Origin of the sequence: Streptomyces cellostaticus (assembly GCF_001513965.1) — a bacterium.
Taxonomy (GTDB): domain Bacteria; phylum Actinomycetota; class Actinomycetes; order Streptomycetales; family Streptomycetaceae; genus Streptomyces; species Streptomyces cellostaticus.
In genome coordinates this window covers 365633-381824 of sequence record NZ_KQ948015.1, presented here as the reverse complement: position 1 = coordinate 381824, position 16192 = coordinate 365633, and the positions used below count along the sequence as shown (strand labels likewise).

The 16192-nt window shown below is 71.1% G+C and carries 15 protein-coding genes and 1 pseudogene; all 16 read left to right on the top strand.

The genetic code is table 11. The features are described from left to right. Positions 1-269 precede the first annotated feature (269 nt). Entirely contained in the window at positions 270-2048 is a 1779-nt protein-coding gene (locus AQI88_RS01680; protein WP_066990542.1) for a DUF5941 domain-containing protein, read from the top strand. After that, the gene (locus AQI88_RS01675; protein WP_066990538.1) at positions 2045-2797 is read left to right on the top strand and encodes a phosphocholine cytidylyltransferase family protein; all 753 of its coding nucleotides are present in this window, start codon (positions 2045-2047) and stop codon (positions 2795-2797) included. The genes AQI88_RS01680 and AQI88_RS01675 overlap by 4 nt, the downstream gene beginning before the upstream one ends. After that, the gene (locus AQI88_RS01670) at positions 2785-3846 is read left to right on the top strand and encodes an iron-containing alcohol dehydrogenase family protein (protein ID WP_066990534.1); all 1062 of its coding nucleotides are present in this window, start codon (positions 2785-2787) and stop codon (positions 3844-3846) included. Before AQI88_RS01675 ends, AQI88_RS01670 begins: the two co-directional genes overlap by 13 nt. After that, positions 3824-4603 (top strand): CDP-alcohol phosphatidyltransferase family protein, encoded by a 780-nt coding sequence (locus tag AQI88_RS01665; protein WP_079057342.1) that lies wholly within the window; start codon positions 3824-3826, stop codon positions 4601-4603. The genes AQI88_RS01670 and AQI88_RS01665 overlap by 23 nt, the downstream gene beginning before the upstream one ends. A gap of 5 nt (positions 4604-4608) precedes the next feature. Beyond that, complete coding sequence (locus AQI88_RS01660; RefSeq protein ID WP_066990528.1) at positions 4609-5490, top strand: glycosyltransferase family 2 protein; 882 nt, start codon at positions 4609-4611, stop codon at positions 5488-5490. Positions 5491-5602: 112 nt separating this feature from the next. Further along, positions 5603-6532: an ABC transporter permease gene (locus tag AQI88_RS01655; protein WP_066990525.1), complete on the top strand. Its 930-nt coding sequence runs from the start codon at positions 5603-5605 to the stop codon at positions 6530-6532. After that, complete coding sequence (locus AQI88_RS01650; RefSeq protein ID WP_066990521.1) at positions 6525-7313, top strand: ABC transporter ATP-binding protein; 789 nt, start codon at positions 6525-6527, stop codon at positions 7311-7313. The genes AQI88_RS01655 and AQI88_RS01650 overlap by 8 nt, the downstream gene beginning before the upstream one ends. A 328-nt stretch (positions 7314-7641) precedes the next feature. Further along, complete coding sequence (hpnC, locus tag AQI88_RS01645) at positions 7642-8568, top strand: squalene synthase HpnC (protein ID WP_208615692.1); 927 nt, start codon at positions 7642-7644, stop codon at positions 8566-8568. Beyond that, on the top strand, positions 8565-9518 hold the full coding sequence (gene hpnD, locus AQI88_RS01640; protein ID WP_066990518.1) for a presqualene diphosphate synthase HpnD: 954 nt from the start codon (positions 8565-8567) through the stop codon (positions 9516-9518). Before hpnC ends, hpnD begins: the two co-directional genes overlap by 4 nt. Further along, a complete protein-coding gene (locus AQI88_RS48975) occupies positions 9518-9658 on the top strand; it encodes a DUF6380 family protein (protein ID WP_398697200.1) in 141 nt (46 codons plus the stop codon). Before hpnD ends, AQI88_RS48975 begins: the two co-directional genes overlap by 1 nt. Further along, positions 9655-11091 (top strand): hydroxysqualene dehydroxylase HpnE, encoded by a 1437-nt coding sequence (hpnE, locus tag AQI88_RS01635; RefSeq protein WP_066990515.1) that lies wholly within the window; start codon positions 9655-9657, stop codon positions 11089-11091. The genes AQI88_RS48975 and hpnE overlap by 4 nt, the downstream gene beginning before the upstream one ends. A 71-nt stretch (positions 11092-11162) precedes the next feature. Continuing rightward, a complete protein-coding gene (locus tag AQI88_RS01630) occupies positions 11163-12227 on the top strand; it encodes a polyprenyl synthetase family protein (protein ID WP_066990513.1) in 1065 nt (354 codons plus the stop codon). A gap of 116 nt (positions 12228-12343) precedes the next feature. Next, positions 12344-14371 (top strand): squalene--hopene cyclase, encoded by a 2028-nt coding sequence (gene shc / locus AQI88_RS01625; protein WP_066990511.1) that lies wholly within the window; start codon positions 12344-12346, stop codon positions 14369-14371. After that, the gene (locus tag AQI88_RS01620; protein WP_066990510.1) at positions 14372-15013 is read left to right on the top strand and encodes a phosphorylase family protein; all 642 of its coding nucleotides are present in this window, start codon (positions 14372-14374) and stop codon (positions 15011-15013) included. Positions 15014-15018: 5 nt separating this feature from the next. Then, positions 15019-16041, top strand: a complete 1023-nt coding sequence (gene hpnH, locus AQI88_RS01615; protein ID WP_066990507.1) for an adenosyl-hopene transferase HpnH — start codon at positions 15019-15021, stop codon at positions 16039-16041. Between the two features lie 4 nt (positions 16042-16045). Further along, positions 16046-16192: pseudogene (locus AQI88_RS44715) on the top strand (flavodoxin-dependent (E)-4-hydroxy-3-methylbut-2-enyl-diphosphate synthase); the annotation flags it as partial.

Below are 16192 nucleotides of genomic sequence, written 5' to 3'. Positions count from 1 at the left end.
CCCTATGCCGCCCCGGCATGCTGTCCGTGATGCCGGGGGATGCCCGCATCTGCGACCACGGTTTGTGAGGCGGGCCCCGGATCCCCGATGATGATCGCGGCAGAGGCCGGGGCAGCTCCCCGTGGGCCGGCCCGTGAACGGCCGGTGAACAGGGGCTCGAGCCCATCCGATAGCCTTCGCCGACATGCCGCCCGGGTGCCACAGGCAAGGGCGCCCCCACCACGCAGAAGACCGGCGCCGATGCGCCGGCACCCAGGGAGTGAGTTCGGTTGCCGACCGCCATCGTCACCGGTCAGCCGGTCCCCGGATCGTCGCTCGAGAACGATCTGCGGTCCCTCGGCTTCGACGTGCGCATGGCCACCGACGCCGCCGAGGCGGAGACCCTGCTCGCGGCGGTCCCCGCCGACCGGCGCGTGGCCCTGGTCGACGCCCGCTTCGTCGGCCACCTGCACGCCCTGCGGCTCGGCCTCACCGACCCGCGCTTCGAGCTCGCCGCCGTCCCCGGCGCCGTCACCGCCCAGCCGGCCGCCCGGCCGGCGCTGACCCGGGCCCTGGCCCGCGAGACCTCCGCCGGCGGCGGCACGGCGGTGGCCGTCGACAGCGTCGCCGACCGCATCGTCACCGCCCTCGACGCCGACGGCAGCACGGTCCACCGGCCCGAGCTGGGCAGCCTGGTCGCCGCCGTCCCGGCCGACCCGCAGGCCCGCAACGAGGCCCGGCAGGCCGTCGCCGCCGTCGACGACGAGGCCGTACGCCTGAGGTCGGCCGTGAAGTCCCGCGACGGCTTCTTCACCACGTTCTTCATCAGCCCGTACTCGCGCTACATCGCCCGCTGGTGCGCCCGCCGGGGCCTGACCCCCAACCAGGTCACCACGGCCTCGCTGCTCACCGCCCTGATCGCGGCGGGCTGCGCGGCGACGGGTACCCGGGGCGGTTTCATCGCGGCCGGCGTGCTGCTGATCGCCTCGTTCGTCCTGGACTGCACCGACGGCCAGCTCGCCCGCTACGCCCTCAAGTACTCCACGCTCGGTGCCTGGCTGGACGCCACCTTCGACCGGGCCAAGGAGTACGCCTATTACGCGGGCCTCGCCCTCGGTGCGGCCCGTGGCGGCGACGACGTGTGGGCCCTCGCGCTCGGCGCGATGGTCCTGCAGACCTGCCGGCATGTGGTCGACTTCTCGTTCAACGAGGCCAACCACGACGCCACCGCCAACACCAGCCCCACCGCGGCCCTCTCCGGCAAGCTGGACAGCGTCGGCTGGACGGTCTGGGTGCGCCGGATGATAGTCCTGCCCATCGGTGAGCGGTGGGCGCTGATAGCCGTCCTCACCGCGGCCACCACCCCCCGTATCACCTTCTACGTGCTGCTCGTCGGCTGCGCCTTCGCGGCGACGTACACCACGGCGGGCCGCGTGCTGCGCTCGGTGACCCGCAAGGCCGAGCGCACCGACCGGGCGGCCCGGGCGCTGGCGGACCTCGCCGACAACGGCCCGGTCGCCGCCTTCGTGGTCCGTCTCACACGCGTCCGCCCCGGTGCCCCGATCCTGGTCGCGCTCGGGGGTGTGACCGTCCTCGCCGTGAACCTCTTCGTCGGGGAACCTGTCGTGGGCGCCGCCGTCTACGCGGCCGCCTCCGGCTGGGCGCTGTGCCGCCCGCTCAAGGGCGCCCTCGACTGGCTGGTCCCGCCGCTGTTCCGCGCCGCCGAGTACGGCACCGTCCTCGTCCTCGCGAGTAAAGCAGGGGTAAACGGGGCCCTTCCTGCGGCTTTCGGCCTGGTGGCCGCCGTCGCCTACCATCACTACGACACGGTGTACCGCATCCGCGGCGACGCCGGAGCGCCGCCGGCCTGGCTGGTGCGCGCCATCGGGGGGCAGGAAGGGCGGACGCTGCTCGTCACCTTGCTGGCCGCGCTGCTCACCGCTTCGCAGTTCAAGGTCGCGCTCACGGCTCTCGCCGTGGCCGTCGCCCTGGTGGTGCTCGTCGAGAGCATCCGCTTCTGGGTGTCCTCCGGGGCACCCGCCGTACACGACGAAGGAGAAACCGCATGATCGGCCTTGTGCTGGCGGCCGGCGCCGGACGGCGTCTGCGCCCCTACACCGACAGCCTTCCCAAGGCTCTGGTGCCAGTGGGCCCCGCGGGCATAGAGGACTCGATCACTGTGCTCGACCTCACCCTCGGCAACTTCGCCGAGATCGGTCTGACCGAGGTCGCGGTCATCGTCGGCTACCGCAAGGAGGCCGTGTACGAGCGCAAGGCGGCCCTGGAGGCGAAGTACGGCCTCAAGCTCACCCTCATCGACAACGACAAGGCCGAGGAGTGGAACAACGCCTACTCCCTGTGGTGCGGCCGTGACGCCCTCAAGGACGGCGTGATCCTCGCCAACGGCGACACCGTCCACCCGGTCTCCGTCGAGAAGACGCTGCTCGCCGCCCGCGGCGAGGGCAAGAAGATCATTCTCGCTCTGGACACGGTGAAGAACCTGGCCGACGAGGAGATGAAGGTCGTCGTCGACCCCGAAAAGGGCATGACAAAGATCACCAAGCTGATGGACCCCGCCGAGGCCACCGGCGAGTACATCGGCGTGACCCTCATCGAGGGCGACGCCGCCCCCGAGCTCGCCGACGCGCTGAAGACGGTCTGGGAGACCGACCCGCAGCAGTTCTACGAGCACGGCTACCAGGAGCTGGTCAACCGCGGCTTCCGGATCGACGTGGCGCCGATCGGCGACGTCAAGTGGGTCGAGATCGACAACCACGACGACCTCGCCAAGGGACGTGAGATCGCGTGCCAGTACTGACCCGGCTCATCCCGTCGCCGGTCGTCGTGGACATCCGCCCGGGTGCCCTGGACGACCTGGCGGGCGTGCTCGCCGACGAGCGCATCTCGCACTCCGGCAAGCTCGCCGTCGCCGTCAGCGGCGGCTCCGGTGCCCGGCTCCGGGACCGGCTCGCACCGAGTCTGCCGGGTGCCACCTGGTTCGAGGTGGGCGGCGGCACCATCGACGACGCCGTGCGGCTGGCCGGCGACATAAAGGCCGGCCACTACGACGCCGTGGTGGGCCTCGGCGGCGGCAAGATCATCGACTGTGCCAAGTTCGCGTCGGCACGCGTCGGCCTCCCCCTGGTCGCCGTCGCCACCAACCTCGCGCACGACGGCCTGTGCTCGCCGGTCGCGACCCTCGACAACGACGCGGGCCGCGGCTCGTACGGCGTGCCGAACCCGATCGCCGTCGTCATCGACCTCGACGTGATTCGTGAGGCGCCGGTCCGCTTCGTGCGTTCCGGCATCGGTGACGCCATCTCCAACATCTCCGCGGTCGCGGACTGGGAGCTGTCCCACCGCGTCAACGGCGAGAAGGTCGACGGCCTGGCCGCCGCGATGGCGCGCCAGGCGGGCGAGGCGGTGCTCCGGCACCCCGGCGGCGTCGGCGACGACGCCTTCCTGCAGGTCCTGGCCGAGGCGCTGGTCCTGACCGGCATCGCCATGTCGGTGTCGGGCGACTCCCGCCCGTCCTCCGGCGCCTGCCACGAGATCAACCACGCCTTCGACCTGCTCTTCCCCAAGCGCGCCGCAAGCCACGGCGAGCAGTGCGGGCTCGGCGCCGCCTTCGCGATGTACCTGCGCGGAGCGCACGAGGAGTCGGCGTTCATGGCCGAGGTGCTGCGCCGGCACGGGCTTCCGGTGCTGCCGGAGGAGATCGGCTTCACGGTGGACGAGTTCGTCCGCGCCGTGGAGTTCGCCCCGGAGACCAGGCCCGGCCGCTACACGATCATCGAACATCTCGACCTCAAGACGAACCAGATCAAGGACATCTACGCCGACTATGTCAAGGCCATCGGTAGCTGAACTCCGTCCGGTCGTCCACCCCGCCGGGGTGAAGGACCGGCGCAGCGGTGAGCACTGGGCGGGACGCCTCTACATGCGCGAGGTGTCCCTGCGCGTCGACCGCTACCTGGTGAACACCAAGGTCACGCCCAACCAGCTCACGTACCTGATGACCGTCTGCGGTGTGCTCGCGGCCCCGGCCCTGCTGGTGCCGGGGATCCCGGGCGCCGTGCTCGGCGTGGTCGCCACCCAGCTGTACCTGCTGCTGGACTGCGTCGACGGCGAGATCGCCCGCTGGAAGAAGCAGTACTCGCTCGGCGGGGTCTACCTGGACCGGGTCGGCGCCTACCTGACCGACGCGGCCGTCCTGGTCGGCCTCGGCCTGCGCGCCGCCGACCTGTGGGGCAGCGGGCGCATCGACTGGCTGTGGGCCTTCCTCGGCACCCTCGCCGCCCTCGGCGCGATCCTGATCAAGGCCGAGACCGACCTCGTCGGCGTCGCCCGGCACCAGGCCGGCATGGAGCCGGTCAAGGAGGCGGCGTCCGAGCCGCGCTCCTCCGGCATGGCACTGGCCCGCCGGGCCGCCGCAGCCCTCAAGTTCCACCGGCTCATCCTCGGCATCGAGGCCTCGCTGCTGATCCTGGTCCTCGCGATCGCGGACCAGGCGCGCGGCGACCTGTTCTTCACCCGGCTCGGCACCGCCGTCCTCGCCGGCATCGCCCTGCTGCAGACCCTGCTGCACCTGGTGTCCATCCTTGCCTCGAGCAGGCTGAGGTGAGCGGCATGAAGGTCGGCGCGGTCATCATCACCATGGGCAACCGGCCCGAGGAACTGCGAGCCCTGCTCGACTCGGTCGCCAAGCAGGACGGCGACCCGGTCCAGGTGGTCGTCGTCGGCAACGGCTCGCCCGTCCCGGACGTCACCGAGTTCTCGTCGGTCGTACGGACCGTGGAACTGCCCGAGAACCTGGGCATCCCCGGCGGTCGCAACGTCGGTATAGAGGCCTTCGGGCCCAGCGGCCGCGACGTCGACATACTGCTCTTCCTCGACGACGACGGCCTGCTCGCCCGCGACGACACCGCCGAGCTGTGCCGTCAGGCGTTCGAGGCCGACCCGAAGCTCGGCATCATCAGCTTCCGCATCGCCGACCCGGACACGGGCGAGACCCAGCGCCGGCACGTGCCGAGGCTGCGCGCCGCCGACCCGATGCGTTCCTCCCGGGTCACCACCTTCCTCGGCGGCGCCAACGCCGTCCGCACCCGGGTCTTCGCCGAAGCCGGCGTACTCCCGGACGACTTCTTCTACGCCCACGAGGAAACCGACCTGGCCTGGCGGGCCCTCGACGCGGGCTGGATGATCGACTACCGGTCCGACATGGTGCTGTACCACCCGACGACCGCGCCCTCGCGGCACGCGGTGTACCACCGCATGGTCGCCCGCAACCGGGTCTGGCTGGCCCGCCGCAACCTCCCCGTGATCCTCGTCCCCGTCTACCTCGGCGTCTGGCTGCTGCTCACCCTGCTGCGCCGCCCCTCGGGACCGGCCCTGAAGGCCTGGTTCGGCGGCTTCAAGGAGGGCTGGACCACTCCGTGCGGCCCCCGTCGCCCGATGCGCTGGCGTACGGTGTGGCGGCTGACCCGACTGGGCCGGCCCCCGGTCATCTGACAAGCTCGACGGTGCGGGGCCGCGCGGTCCGGGCGAGCCCGAGGACGGACTCGACGCACGCGAACGACGAACACGATGCACATGACGCACTCGAAGACGAAAGCTTCCTTCTGTGAGTGAGACAACGCACGACGGCGGTGTCGCGGTGACCGCGGCCCCGTCACCCGACGAGGGACTGACGGCGGCGCAGCTCGCCGCCAAGTACGGGCTCGCCGTGAGCGGTGCCCGGCCCTCCCTCGTCGAGTACGTCCGTCAGCTGTGGGGGCGGCGCCACTTCATCCTCGCCTTCTCCCAGGCGAAGCTGACGGCGCAGTACAGCCAGGCCAAGCTCGGCCAGCTCTGGCAGGTGGCGACGCCGCTGCTGAACGCGGGCGTGTACTACTTCATCTTCGGCGTCATCCTGCACGCGAGCCGGGGCATGTCCAAGGACGTGTACATCCCGTTCCTGGTGACGGGCGTGTTCGTCTTCACCTTCACGCAGAGCTCGGTCATGACGGGCGTCCGCGCCATCTCCGGCAACCTCGGCCTCGTGCGGGCCCTGCACTTCCCGCGCGCCGCGCTGCCGGTCTCCTTCTCGCTCCAGCAGCTCCAGCAGCTGCTCTTCTCGATGATCGTGCTGTTCGTCGTCGCGATCGGCTTCGGCAGCTACCCGAGCGTCTCCTGGCTGCTGATCGTCCCGGTCCTGGCGCTGCAGTTCCTGTTCAACACCGGTCTCGCGCTGATCGTGGCCCGCATGGGCGCCAAGACGCCGGACCTCGCCCAGCTGATGCCGTTCATCCTGCGCACCTGGATGTACACGTCCGGCGTCATGTTCTCCATCAACACGATGATGGAGGGGCGTTCGGAGCTGGCGGTGCGGCTGCTCCAGGTCAACCCGGCCGCCATCTTCATGGACCTGATGCGCTTCGCGCTGATCGACGGGTACGGCGCCTCGAACCTGCCGCCGCACGTGTGGGCCATCGCCCTGTTCTGGGCCGTGGTCGTCTTCGCCGGCGGCTTCGTGTACTTCTGGAAGGCGGAGGAGAGGTACGGCCGTGGCTGAGCAGAGCACCAAGGATCTACGCCCGACGGTCATCGCGGACGACCTGCACATCGTCTACCGGGTCAACGGAGCCAAGACCGGCAAGGGCAGCGCGACGGCCGCCCTCAGCCGCATCCTCAAACGAGGCTCCGACGACGCGGCGCGGGGCGTGCGCAAGGTGCACGCCGTGCGCGGAGTGTCCTTCGTCGCCTACCGCGGTGAGGCCATCGGCCTGATCGGCTCCAACGGCTCCGGAAAGTCCACGCTGCTGCGCGCCATCGCCGGTCTGCTGCCCGCCGAGAAGGGCAAGGTCTACACCGACGGCCAGCCCTCGCTGCTGGGCGTCAACGCGGCCCTGATGAACGACCTGACCGGCGAGCGGAACGTCATCCTCGGCGGCCTCGCCATGGGCATGTCCCGCGAGCAGGTCAAGGAGCGTTACCAGGACATCGTCGACTTCTCCGGGATCAACGAGAAGGGCGACTTCATCACGCTGCCGATGCGGACGTACTCCTCCGGCATGGCCGCCCGGCTGCGCTTCTCCATCGCCGCCGCCAAGGACCACGACGTCCTCATGATCGACGAGGCCCTCGCCACCGGTGACCGCAAGTTCCAAAAGCGCTCCGAGGAACGCATCCGGGAGCTGCGCAAGGAGGCCGGAACGGTGTTTCTGGTCAGCCACAACAACAAGTCCATCCGCGACACCTGCGACCGCGTCCTGTGGCTGGAGCGCGGGGAACTGCGTATGGACGGACCCACCGAAGAGGTCCTGAAGGAGTACGAGAAGTTCACGGGCAAGTGACCCGTTTCGGCCACGGCCCCGCCGGAACCCTCCGGTGGGGCCGTGCGTCCGCAAAGGAAGCGTCAACTCGCTCTGGCCTTAGGAATCTTGACGCCAATCGGTGTGTTGTTGTGATGCGCAGGGCACCCCGCCTGACCTCGCTGCGTTGTACAACGTAAGCTGTACCGGTGCCGGAAAGCGGCAAGTGGGGCGATAATGCGCGACACCCTTCTCCGGGCAGCCCCGCGGAATACCGGGCGGCGTGTCCGAAATAGTGTGTATTGGGTCGGCAGTGTAGAACGGGAGATGTGACGGCAATGGCTACGGAAACTCCCCAGCTCAACGCAGCATGTGCCGTCCCCGCCCCGGGCAGCGCGCGGTGACGGGAACCGACACGGCGCCCGCACTGGAACGCGCCACGCTGGACAAGGCTGCGAGCGAGAACTTCCCCGTGGCCCCCTTCTTCCTGCCCCGCACCTGGCGCGACGACCTCATGGCCGTCTACGGCTTCGCCCGTCTCGTGGACGACATCGGCGACGGCGACCTGGCCCCCGGCGGAGCCGACGCCCGCATCCTCGGCGTACCCGCCGCCGAGGCCGGGGACCGCCTGGTCCTCCTCGACGCCTTCGAGGCCGACCTGCGCCGTGTCTTCGACGGCACGCCCCGCCACCCGCTGCTGCGCCGGCTCCAGCCCACCGTCCGCCGCCGCTCCCTCACCCCCGAGCCGTTCCTCGGCCTGATCGCCGCCAACCGCCAGGACCAGCTCGTCACCCGGTACGAGACCTACGACGACCTCCTCGCCTACTGCGAACTGTCCGCCAACCCCGTCGGCCGCCTCGTCCTCACCGTCACCGGCACCTCGACCCCCGAGCGGAACCGTCTCTCCGACGCGATCTGCACCGCCCTGCAGATCGTGGAACACCTCCAGGACGTCGCCGAGGACCTCGGCCGTGACCGGATCTATCTGCCCGCCGAGGACATGAAACGCTTCCACGTCCAGGAAACCGATCTCGCCGCGAAAACCGCGGGCGCATCGGTGCGCGCCCTGGTTGCATACGAAGCGCAACGCGCCCGCGATCTGCTGAATGAAGGCGCCCCCCTGGTGGGTAGCGTCCACGGCAGGTTGAAGCTGCTGCTCGCAGGGTTCGTGGCGGGGGGAAGGGCGGCGGTCCGGGCGATCGCCGCCGCCGAATACGACGTACTTCCCGGCCCGCCCCGACCCGGCAAGGTCCAGTTGCTGCGTGAGGTGGGCGTGACCCTGCGAGGAGAGGGGTGATCCGGACCGTGGATTCTCCACCACACGTGTCCGCACCGGTACTCGCCGCCTACAGCTACTGCGAGGCCGTCACCGGGCAGCAGGCCCGCAACTTCGCGTACGGCATCCGGCTGCTGCCGACACCCAAGCGCCGCGCCATGTCGGCGCTGTACGCCTTCTCCCGGCGTGTCGACGACATCGGCGACGGCGACCTGCCCGGCGAGGTCAAGGTCGCGCGCCTCGAGGACACCCGGGCGCTGCTCACCCGGGTCCGCGAGGGCCGGGTCGAGGAGGACGACACCGACCCGGTGGCCGTCGCCCTCACCCACGCCTCGCGCGCCTTCCCGATCCCGCTCGGCGGCCTGGACGAGCTGATCGACGGCGTCCAGATGGACCTGCGCGGGGAGACCTACGAGACCTGGGACGACCTGAAGGTCTACTGCCGCTGCGTGGCCGGCGCCATCGGCCGCCTCTCGCTCGGCGTGTTCGGTACGGAACCGGGGGCGCGCGGCGCCGAGCGCGCACCCGAGTACGCCGACACCCTCGGTCTCGCGCTCCAGCTCACCAACATCCTCAGAGACGTCCGCGAGGACGCCGAGGGCGGCCGCACCTATCTGCCCGCCGACGACCTCGCCAAGTTCGGCTGCTCGGCCGGATTCGACGGGCCGACGCCACCGGAGGGCTCCGACTTCGCGGGCCTCGTGCACTTCGAAGTGCGACGGGCCCGTGCCCTTTTCGCCGAGGGCTACCGGCTGCTCCCCATGCTCGACCGGCGCAGCGGCGCCTGTGTGGCCGCCATGGCCGGCATCTACCGCCGGCTGCTGGACCGCATCGAGCGTGAACCGGAGGCCGTGCTGCGCGGCCGGGTCTCGCTGCCCGGACGCGAGAAGGCCTACGTCGCCGTGCGCGGACTGTCCGGGCTCGACACCCGCCGGCACGTCTCCCGGCGGACCGTCAGGAGGCGCGCCTGATGGACCCCGTGGACCAGGCCGGCTCCGAGGGCCCGCCGCGGCGGGCAACCCTCCGCTGCGGCGTGGCGTCCCTGACTGCGACGGCCGGCCGTGCACCGTTCAACCTGCACGCTCGGCACGCACGGAAGGACGCAGGATGAGCGACGGCTCGTGCCCGGAGGGGGCGCACGCGGACACCGCGGGACCGGCGGCCACGGCAGGCCGCAGCGCCGTCGTGGTCGGCGGCGGTCTCGCCGGGATCACCGCGGCGCTCGCGCTCGCCGACGCGGGTGTCCGCGTCACTCTGCTCGAAGGCAGGCCGAGGCTCGGCGGCCTCGCCTTCTCCTTCCAGCGCGGCGAGTTGACCGTCGACAACGGCCAGCACGTGTACCTGCGCTGCTGCACCGCCTACCGCTGGTTCCTCGACCGGATCGAGGGCACGGCGCTGGCACCGCTGCAGGACCGCCTGGACGTGCCCGTCGTCGACGTCGCCAAGCCCGAGGGCAGGCGGCTCGGCAGGCTGCGGCGCGACCCGCTGCCCGTCCCCCTCCACCTGGGGCGCAGCCTGGCCGGTTATCCGCATCTCTCGCTCGCCGAGCGGGCCGCGGTCGGGCGGGCCGCGCTCGCGCTCAAGGGGCTCGACCTCGCCGATCCGACCCTGGACACCCAGGACTTCGGCAGCTGGCTGGCCGCTCACGGCCAGTCGGCGCGTGCCGTCGAAGCCCTGTGGGACCTGGTCGGGGTCGCCACCCTCAACGCGGTCGCGGGCGACGCCTCGCTGGGGCTCGCCGCGATGGTGTTCAAGACCGGTCTGCTGTCCGACCCGGGCGCGGCCGACATCGGCTGGGCCCACGTACCACTGGGCGAACTGCACGACCGGCTGGCCCGCAAGGCGCTCGACTCCGCGGGCGTCCGTACCGAGGTTCGTACACGCGTCACCTCCGTCTCTACCAACGAGAACGGGACCTGGAGCGTTCAGGTTCCCGGCGAGACGCTCCAGGCCGACGCGGTCGTCCTCGCCGTGCCTCAGCGCGAGACCCACGACCTGCTGCCGCCCGGCGCCCTCGACGCCCCCGACCAACTGCTGAGGATCGGCACCGCGCCCATCCTCAACGTGCATGTCGTCTACGACCGCAAGGTGCTCGCCAGGCCCTTCTTCGCCGCCCTCGGCACCCCCGTGCAGTGGGTCTTCGACCGCACCGACGCGTCCGGGCTCGGCGCCGGACAGTACCTGGCGCTGTCCCAGTCGGCCGCGCAGGACGAGATCGACGCGCCGGTCGCCGCGCTCCGCGAGCGCTACCTCCCCGAGCTGGAGCGCCTGATCCCGGGTACCCGTGACGCGGTGGTGCAGGACTTCTTCGTGACCCGGGAGCGCACGGCCACGTTCGCCCCCACCCCCGGCGTCGGGCGACTGCGGCCCGGCGCCCGCACCAAGGCCCCCGGCCTGTACCTGGCCGGAGCGTGGACCGCCACCGGGTGGCCCGCGACCATGGAGAGTGCGGTCCGCAGTGGAGTGAGTGCGGCCGACGCCGTGCTGAGCGCCCTGGGCCGGCCCCGCCCCCGCCATCTCTTCGAGTTCGAGGAGGCGGCCTGATGCTCGATCAGCACAGCCCGGCAGGCCCCCGCACCCCCGGCACCGCAACAAGAGGAGAGACTGTGCCCACTGTGCCCCCGGCCTCGACACCCGCTCGGAGGACCGCGGTGGACGTGACCGCGCTTCTGGAGCGCGGCCGGACCCTGTCCACACCGGTCCTGCGGGCGGCCGTCGACCGCCTGGCGCCTCCCATGGACACCGTCGCCGCCTACCACTTCGGCTGGATCGACGCGGCCGGCAACCCCGCCGACGGCGACGGCGGCAAGGCCGTCCGCCCCGCCCTGGCCCTCCTCTCCGCCGAGGTCACCGGCGCCGCACCCGAGGTGGGCATCCCCGGGGCCGTCGCCGTCGAACTGGTCCACAACTTCTCGCTGCTGCACGACGACCTGATGGACGGCGACGAGCAGCGCCGCCACCGTGACACCGTCTGGAAGGTGCACGGACCCGCCCAGGCCATCCTGGTCGGCGACGCCCTCTTCGCCCTCGCCAACGAGATCCTGCTGGAACTCGGCACTGTCGAGGCCGGCCGCGCCACCCGCCGGCTGACCACCGCCACCCGCGCCCTGATCGACGGTCAGGCGCAGGACATCTCCTACGAGCACCGCGACCGCGTCAGCGTCGAGGAGTGCCTGGAGATGGAGGGCAACAAGACCGGCGCCCTGCTCGCCGCCTCCAGCTCCATCGGCGCGGTGCTGGGCGGCGCCGACGACCGTACCGCGGACGCGCTGGAGAGGTACGGCTACCACCTGGGCCTCGCCTTCCAGGCCATCGACGACCTCCTCGGCATCTGGGGCGACCCCGAGGCCACCGGCAAGCAGACCTGGAGCGACCTGCGCCAGCGCAAGAAGTCCCTGCCGGTGGTGGCTGCGCTCGCGGCGGGCGGCTCCGCCTCCGAGCGGCTCGGCGAGATCCTCGCCGCCGACGCCAAGAGCAGCGACTTCGCGACCTTCTCCGAGGAGGAGTTCGCGGCTCGCGCCGCCCTCATCGAGGAGGCCGGCGGCCGCGAGTGGACGGCCCAGGAAGCGCGCCGTCAGCACACCATCGCCATCGAAGCCCTCGACGCCGTCGACATGCCCGAGCAGGTACGGGCCGCCTTCACGGCGCTCGCCGACTTCGTCGTCGTACGAAAGAGATGATCCCTATCGGTCGAATAGCCCTCGCGTAGTCGCCGGTCGGTGTCGCGGGACGACGGACACCGGCCGACGGCGGACCCACAGCAGCACGACTCGTACGACTGCACGAAGGGGAAGCCATGACAGCGACGACCGACGGAAGCACCGGAGCGACCCTGCCGCCCCGGGCTGCCGCGGCCAGCGAAACCGACATCACCACCCCCGCGGCGGCCGGGGTACAACAAGCCGCCGAACGCGCCGCAAGACGCGCCACCGACTTCCTGCTCGCGCAGCAGGACGCCCAGGGATGGTGGAAGGGCGACCTCGAGACGAACGTCACCATGGACGCCGAGGACCTGCTGCTCCGTCAGTTCCTGGGGATCCGCGACGAAGCGACGACCCGGGCCGCCGCCCTGTTCATCCGCGGTGAGCAGCGCGAGGACGGCACCTGGGCCACCTTCTACGGCGGCCCCGGCGAACTCTCCGCCACCATCGAGGCCTACGTCGCCCTCCGTCTGGCCGGTGACGCACCCGATGCCCCGCACATGGCGAGGGCCTCGGCCTGGATCCGCGAGCGCGGCGGTATCGCCGCCGCCCGGGTCTTCACCCGGATCTGGCTCGCCCTGTTCGGCTGGTGGAAGTGGGAGGACCTGCCCGAACTCCCGCCGGAGCTGATCTATTTCCCCAGCTGGATGCCGCTCAACATCTACGACTTCGGATGCTGGGCCCGGCAGACCATCGTGCCGCTGACCATCGTCTCGGCCAAGCGCCCGGTCCGCCCGGCACCCTTCCCGCTGGACGAGCTGCACACCGACCCGGCCGACCCCAACCCCGCCAAGCCGCTTGCGCCGGTGGCCAGTTGGGACGGGGCCTTCCAGCGTCTGGACAAGGCGCTGCACCGGCTGCGCAAGGTCGCCCCGCGCCGGCTGCGCAGGGCCGCGATGAACTCCGCGGCCCGCTGGATCATCGAGCGGCAGGAGAGCGACGGCTGCTGGGGCGGCATCCAGCCCCCGGCCGTGTACTCGGTCATCGCCCTGCACCTGCTCGGCTACGACCTCCAGCACCCGGTGATGCGCGAGGGCCTCGCGTCGCTGGACCGTTTCGCCGTCTGGCGCGAGGACGGTGCCCGGATGATCGAGGCCTGCCAGTCCCCGGTGTGGGACACCTGCCTGGCCACCATCGCGCTGGTCGACGCCGGACTGCCCGTCGACCACCCCCAGCTGGTCAAGGCCGCGGACTGGATGCTCGGCGAGGAGATCGTCCGGCCCGGCGACTGGGCCGTGAAGCGACCCCAACTGCCGCCCGGCGGCTGGGCGTTCGAGTTCCACAACGACAACTACCCGGACATCGACGACACCGCCGAGGTCGCCCTCGCGCTGCGCCGGGTCAGGCACCACGACCCCGAGCGGGTGGACCGCGCCATCGGACGAGCGGTGCGCTGGAACCTCGGGATGCAGTCGAGGAACGGCGCGTGGGGCGCCTTCGACGTCGACAACACCAGCCCGTTCCCCAACCGGCTCCCGTTCTGCGACTTCGGCGAGGTCATCGACCCGCCGTCCGCGGACGTCACCGCGCACGTCGTGGAGATGCTCGCCGCCGAGGGCCTCGCCCACGACCCGCGCACCCGGCGCGGCATCGAGTGGCTGCTGGCCGAGCAGGAGCCGGACGGCTCGTGGTTCGGCCGCTGGGGCGTCAACTACGTCTACGGCACCGGCTCGGTGGTGCCCGCCCTGACCGCGGCCGGCCTGCCCGGCTCCCACCCCGCCGTCCGGCGCGCCGTGGCCTGGCTGGAGCGCGTCCAGAACGACGACGGCGGCTGGGGCGAGGATCTGCGCTCCTACAAGTACGTCAAGGAGTGGAGCGGCCGCGGTGCCTCCACCGCCTCCCAGACCGCGTGGGCGCTGATGGCGCTGCTCGCGGCCGGGGAGAAGGACTCCAAGGCCGTCGAGCGCGGCATCCAGTGGCTGGCCGAGACCCAGCGCGAGGACGGCTCCTGGGACGAGCCGTACTTCACCGGTACCGGCTTCCCCTGGGACTTCTCCATCAACTACCACCTCTACCGGCAGGTCTTCCCGCTCACCGCGCTCGGCCGGTACCTGCACGGCGATCCCTTCGACCGGCACCTCGCGGCAGGCAAGAGGCCGCTCTCCGAGGCCAAGGGGAGCTGAGTGAGCACCCGGCCCGCCCCGGTCCCGCTGCTGATCGCCTGCGCGCTCGGCATCGAGCACCTGGCCCTGCGCACCGGCGACCGGGGCGGCGCCGGCGGGCCGTTCACCGTCGTCCGTACGGGCATGGGCCCGAAGGCGGCGGAACGCTCCGTCACCCGGCACCTGGCCGGGCCGGCCCTGGCCGGCGCGGCCGTGCTGGCCACCGGCTTCTGTGCCGGACTCGCCCCCGGCATGCACCCCGGCGATCTGGTGGTCGCCGAGGAGACCCGGGACCCGCACGGGACCGTCCCGTGCGTGGGCACCGACCTGCTGGTCAAGGAACTCGCGCGCCTCCTGCCCGGGCGTACGGTCCACACCGGCCCGCTCACCGGCTCCGACCACGTCGTCCGCGGTCCGGAGCGGTCCGACCTGTTCGCGACCGGCGCGATCGCGGTCGACATGGAGTCCGCGGCCACACTCCTGAGCGCTGTGCGCGCGGGCGGGCGACCGGTTGCGGCCGTACGGGTGGTCGTGGACGCTCCAGAACATGAACTCGTCCGGATCGGCACGGTGCGCGGTGGAATATCAGCTTTCCGTGTTCTTCGTTCTATCGTTCCTGCTTTTTTCGAATGGCACCGTTCTTTGTTGCTCCCCCGGAGGTGAGCCAGATGGCCATGCCGCTGCGTCAGTCCATCAAGGTCGCTACATACCTGGCTGAACAGAAGATCCGCAGGCGGGACAAGTTTCCGCTCATCGTGGAGCTGGAACCGCTCTTCGCCTGCAATCTCAAGTGCGAGGGCTGCGGCAAGATCCAGCACCCGGCCGGGGTCCTCAAGCAGCGCATGCCGGTGGCCCAGGCGGTCGGCGCGGTGCTGGAGTCCGGTGCGCCGATGGTGTCCATCGCCGGTGGAGAACCGTTGATGCACCCTCAGATCGACGAGATCGTACGCCAGTTGGTGGCCAAGCGGAAGTACGTATTCCTGTGCACCAACGCGCTGCTGCTGCGCAAGAAGATGGACCAGTTCACGCCCTCCCCGTACTTCGCGTTCGCGGTGCACATCGACGGACTGCGCGAGCGGCACGACGAGTCCGTTGCCAAGGAAGGCGTCTTCGACGAGGCGGTGGAGGCCATCAAGGAGGCCAAGCGGCGCGGCTTCCGGGTGACCACCAACTCGACCTTCTTCAACACCGACACCCCGCAGACCATCGTCGAGGTGCTCAACTTCCTCAACGACGACCTGCACGTCGACGAGATGATGATCTCGCCCGCCTACGCCTACGAGAAGGCGCCCGACCAGGAGCACTTCCTCGGTGTCGAGCAGACCCGCGAGCTGTTCAAGAAGGCCTTCGCGGGCGGCAACCGCAAGAAGTGGCGGCTCAACCACTCCCCGCTCTTCCTCGACTTTCTCGAGGGCAAGGTCGACTTCCCGTGCACCGCGTGGGCGATCCCGAACTACTCGCTCTTCGGCTGGCAGCGCCCCTGCTACCTGATGAGCGACGGGTACGTGCCGACGTACCGCGAACTCATCGAGAAGACCGACTGGGACAAGTACGGCCGCGGCAAGGACCCGCGGTGCGCCAACTGCATGGCGCACTGCGGCTACGAGCCCACCGCGGTCCTCGCCACGATGGGCTCGCTGAAGGAGTCCCTGCGGGCCATGCGCGAGACCGTCTCGGGGAACCGGGAGTGACTCCGTGACCGCCGTTTCCCTGGGCGTTCCCGAGGTACCGGCCCGGCCGGTCGCACCGCGGCGCGTGTCGCGGCGGATCGACGTCGGGCCGGTGGCGGTCGGGGGCGGAGCCCCGGTGTCGGTGCAGTCGATGACGACGACCCGTACGTCG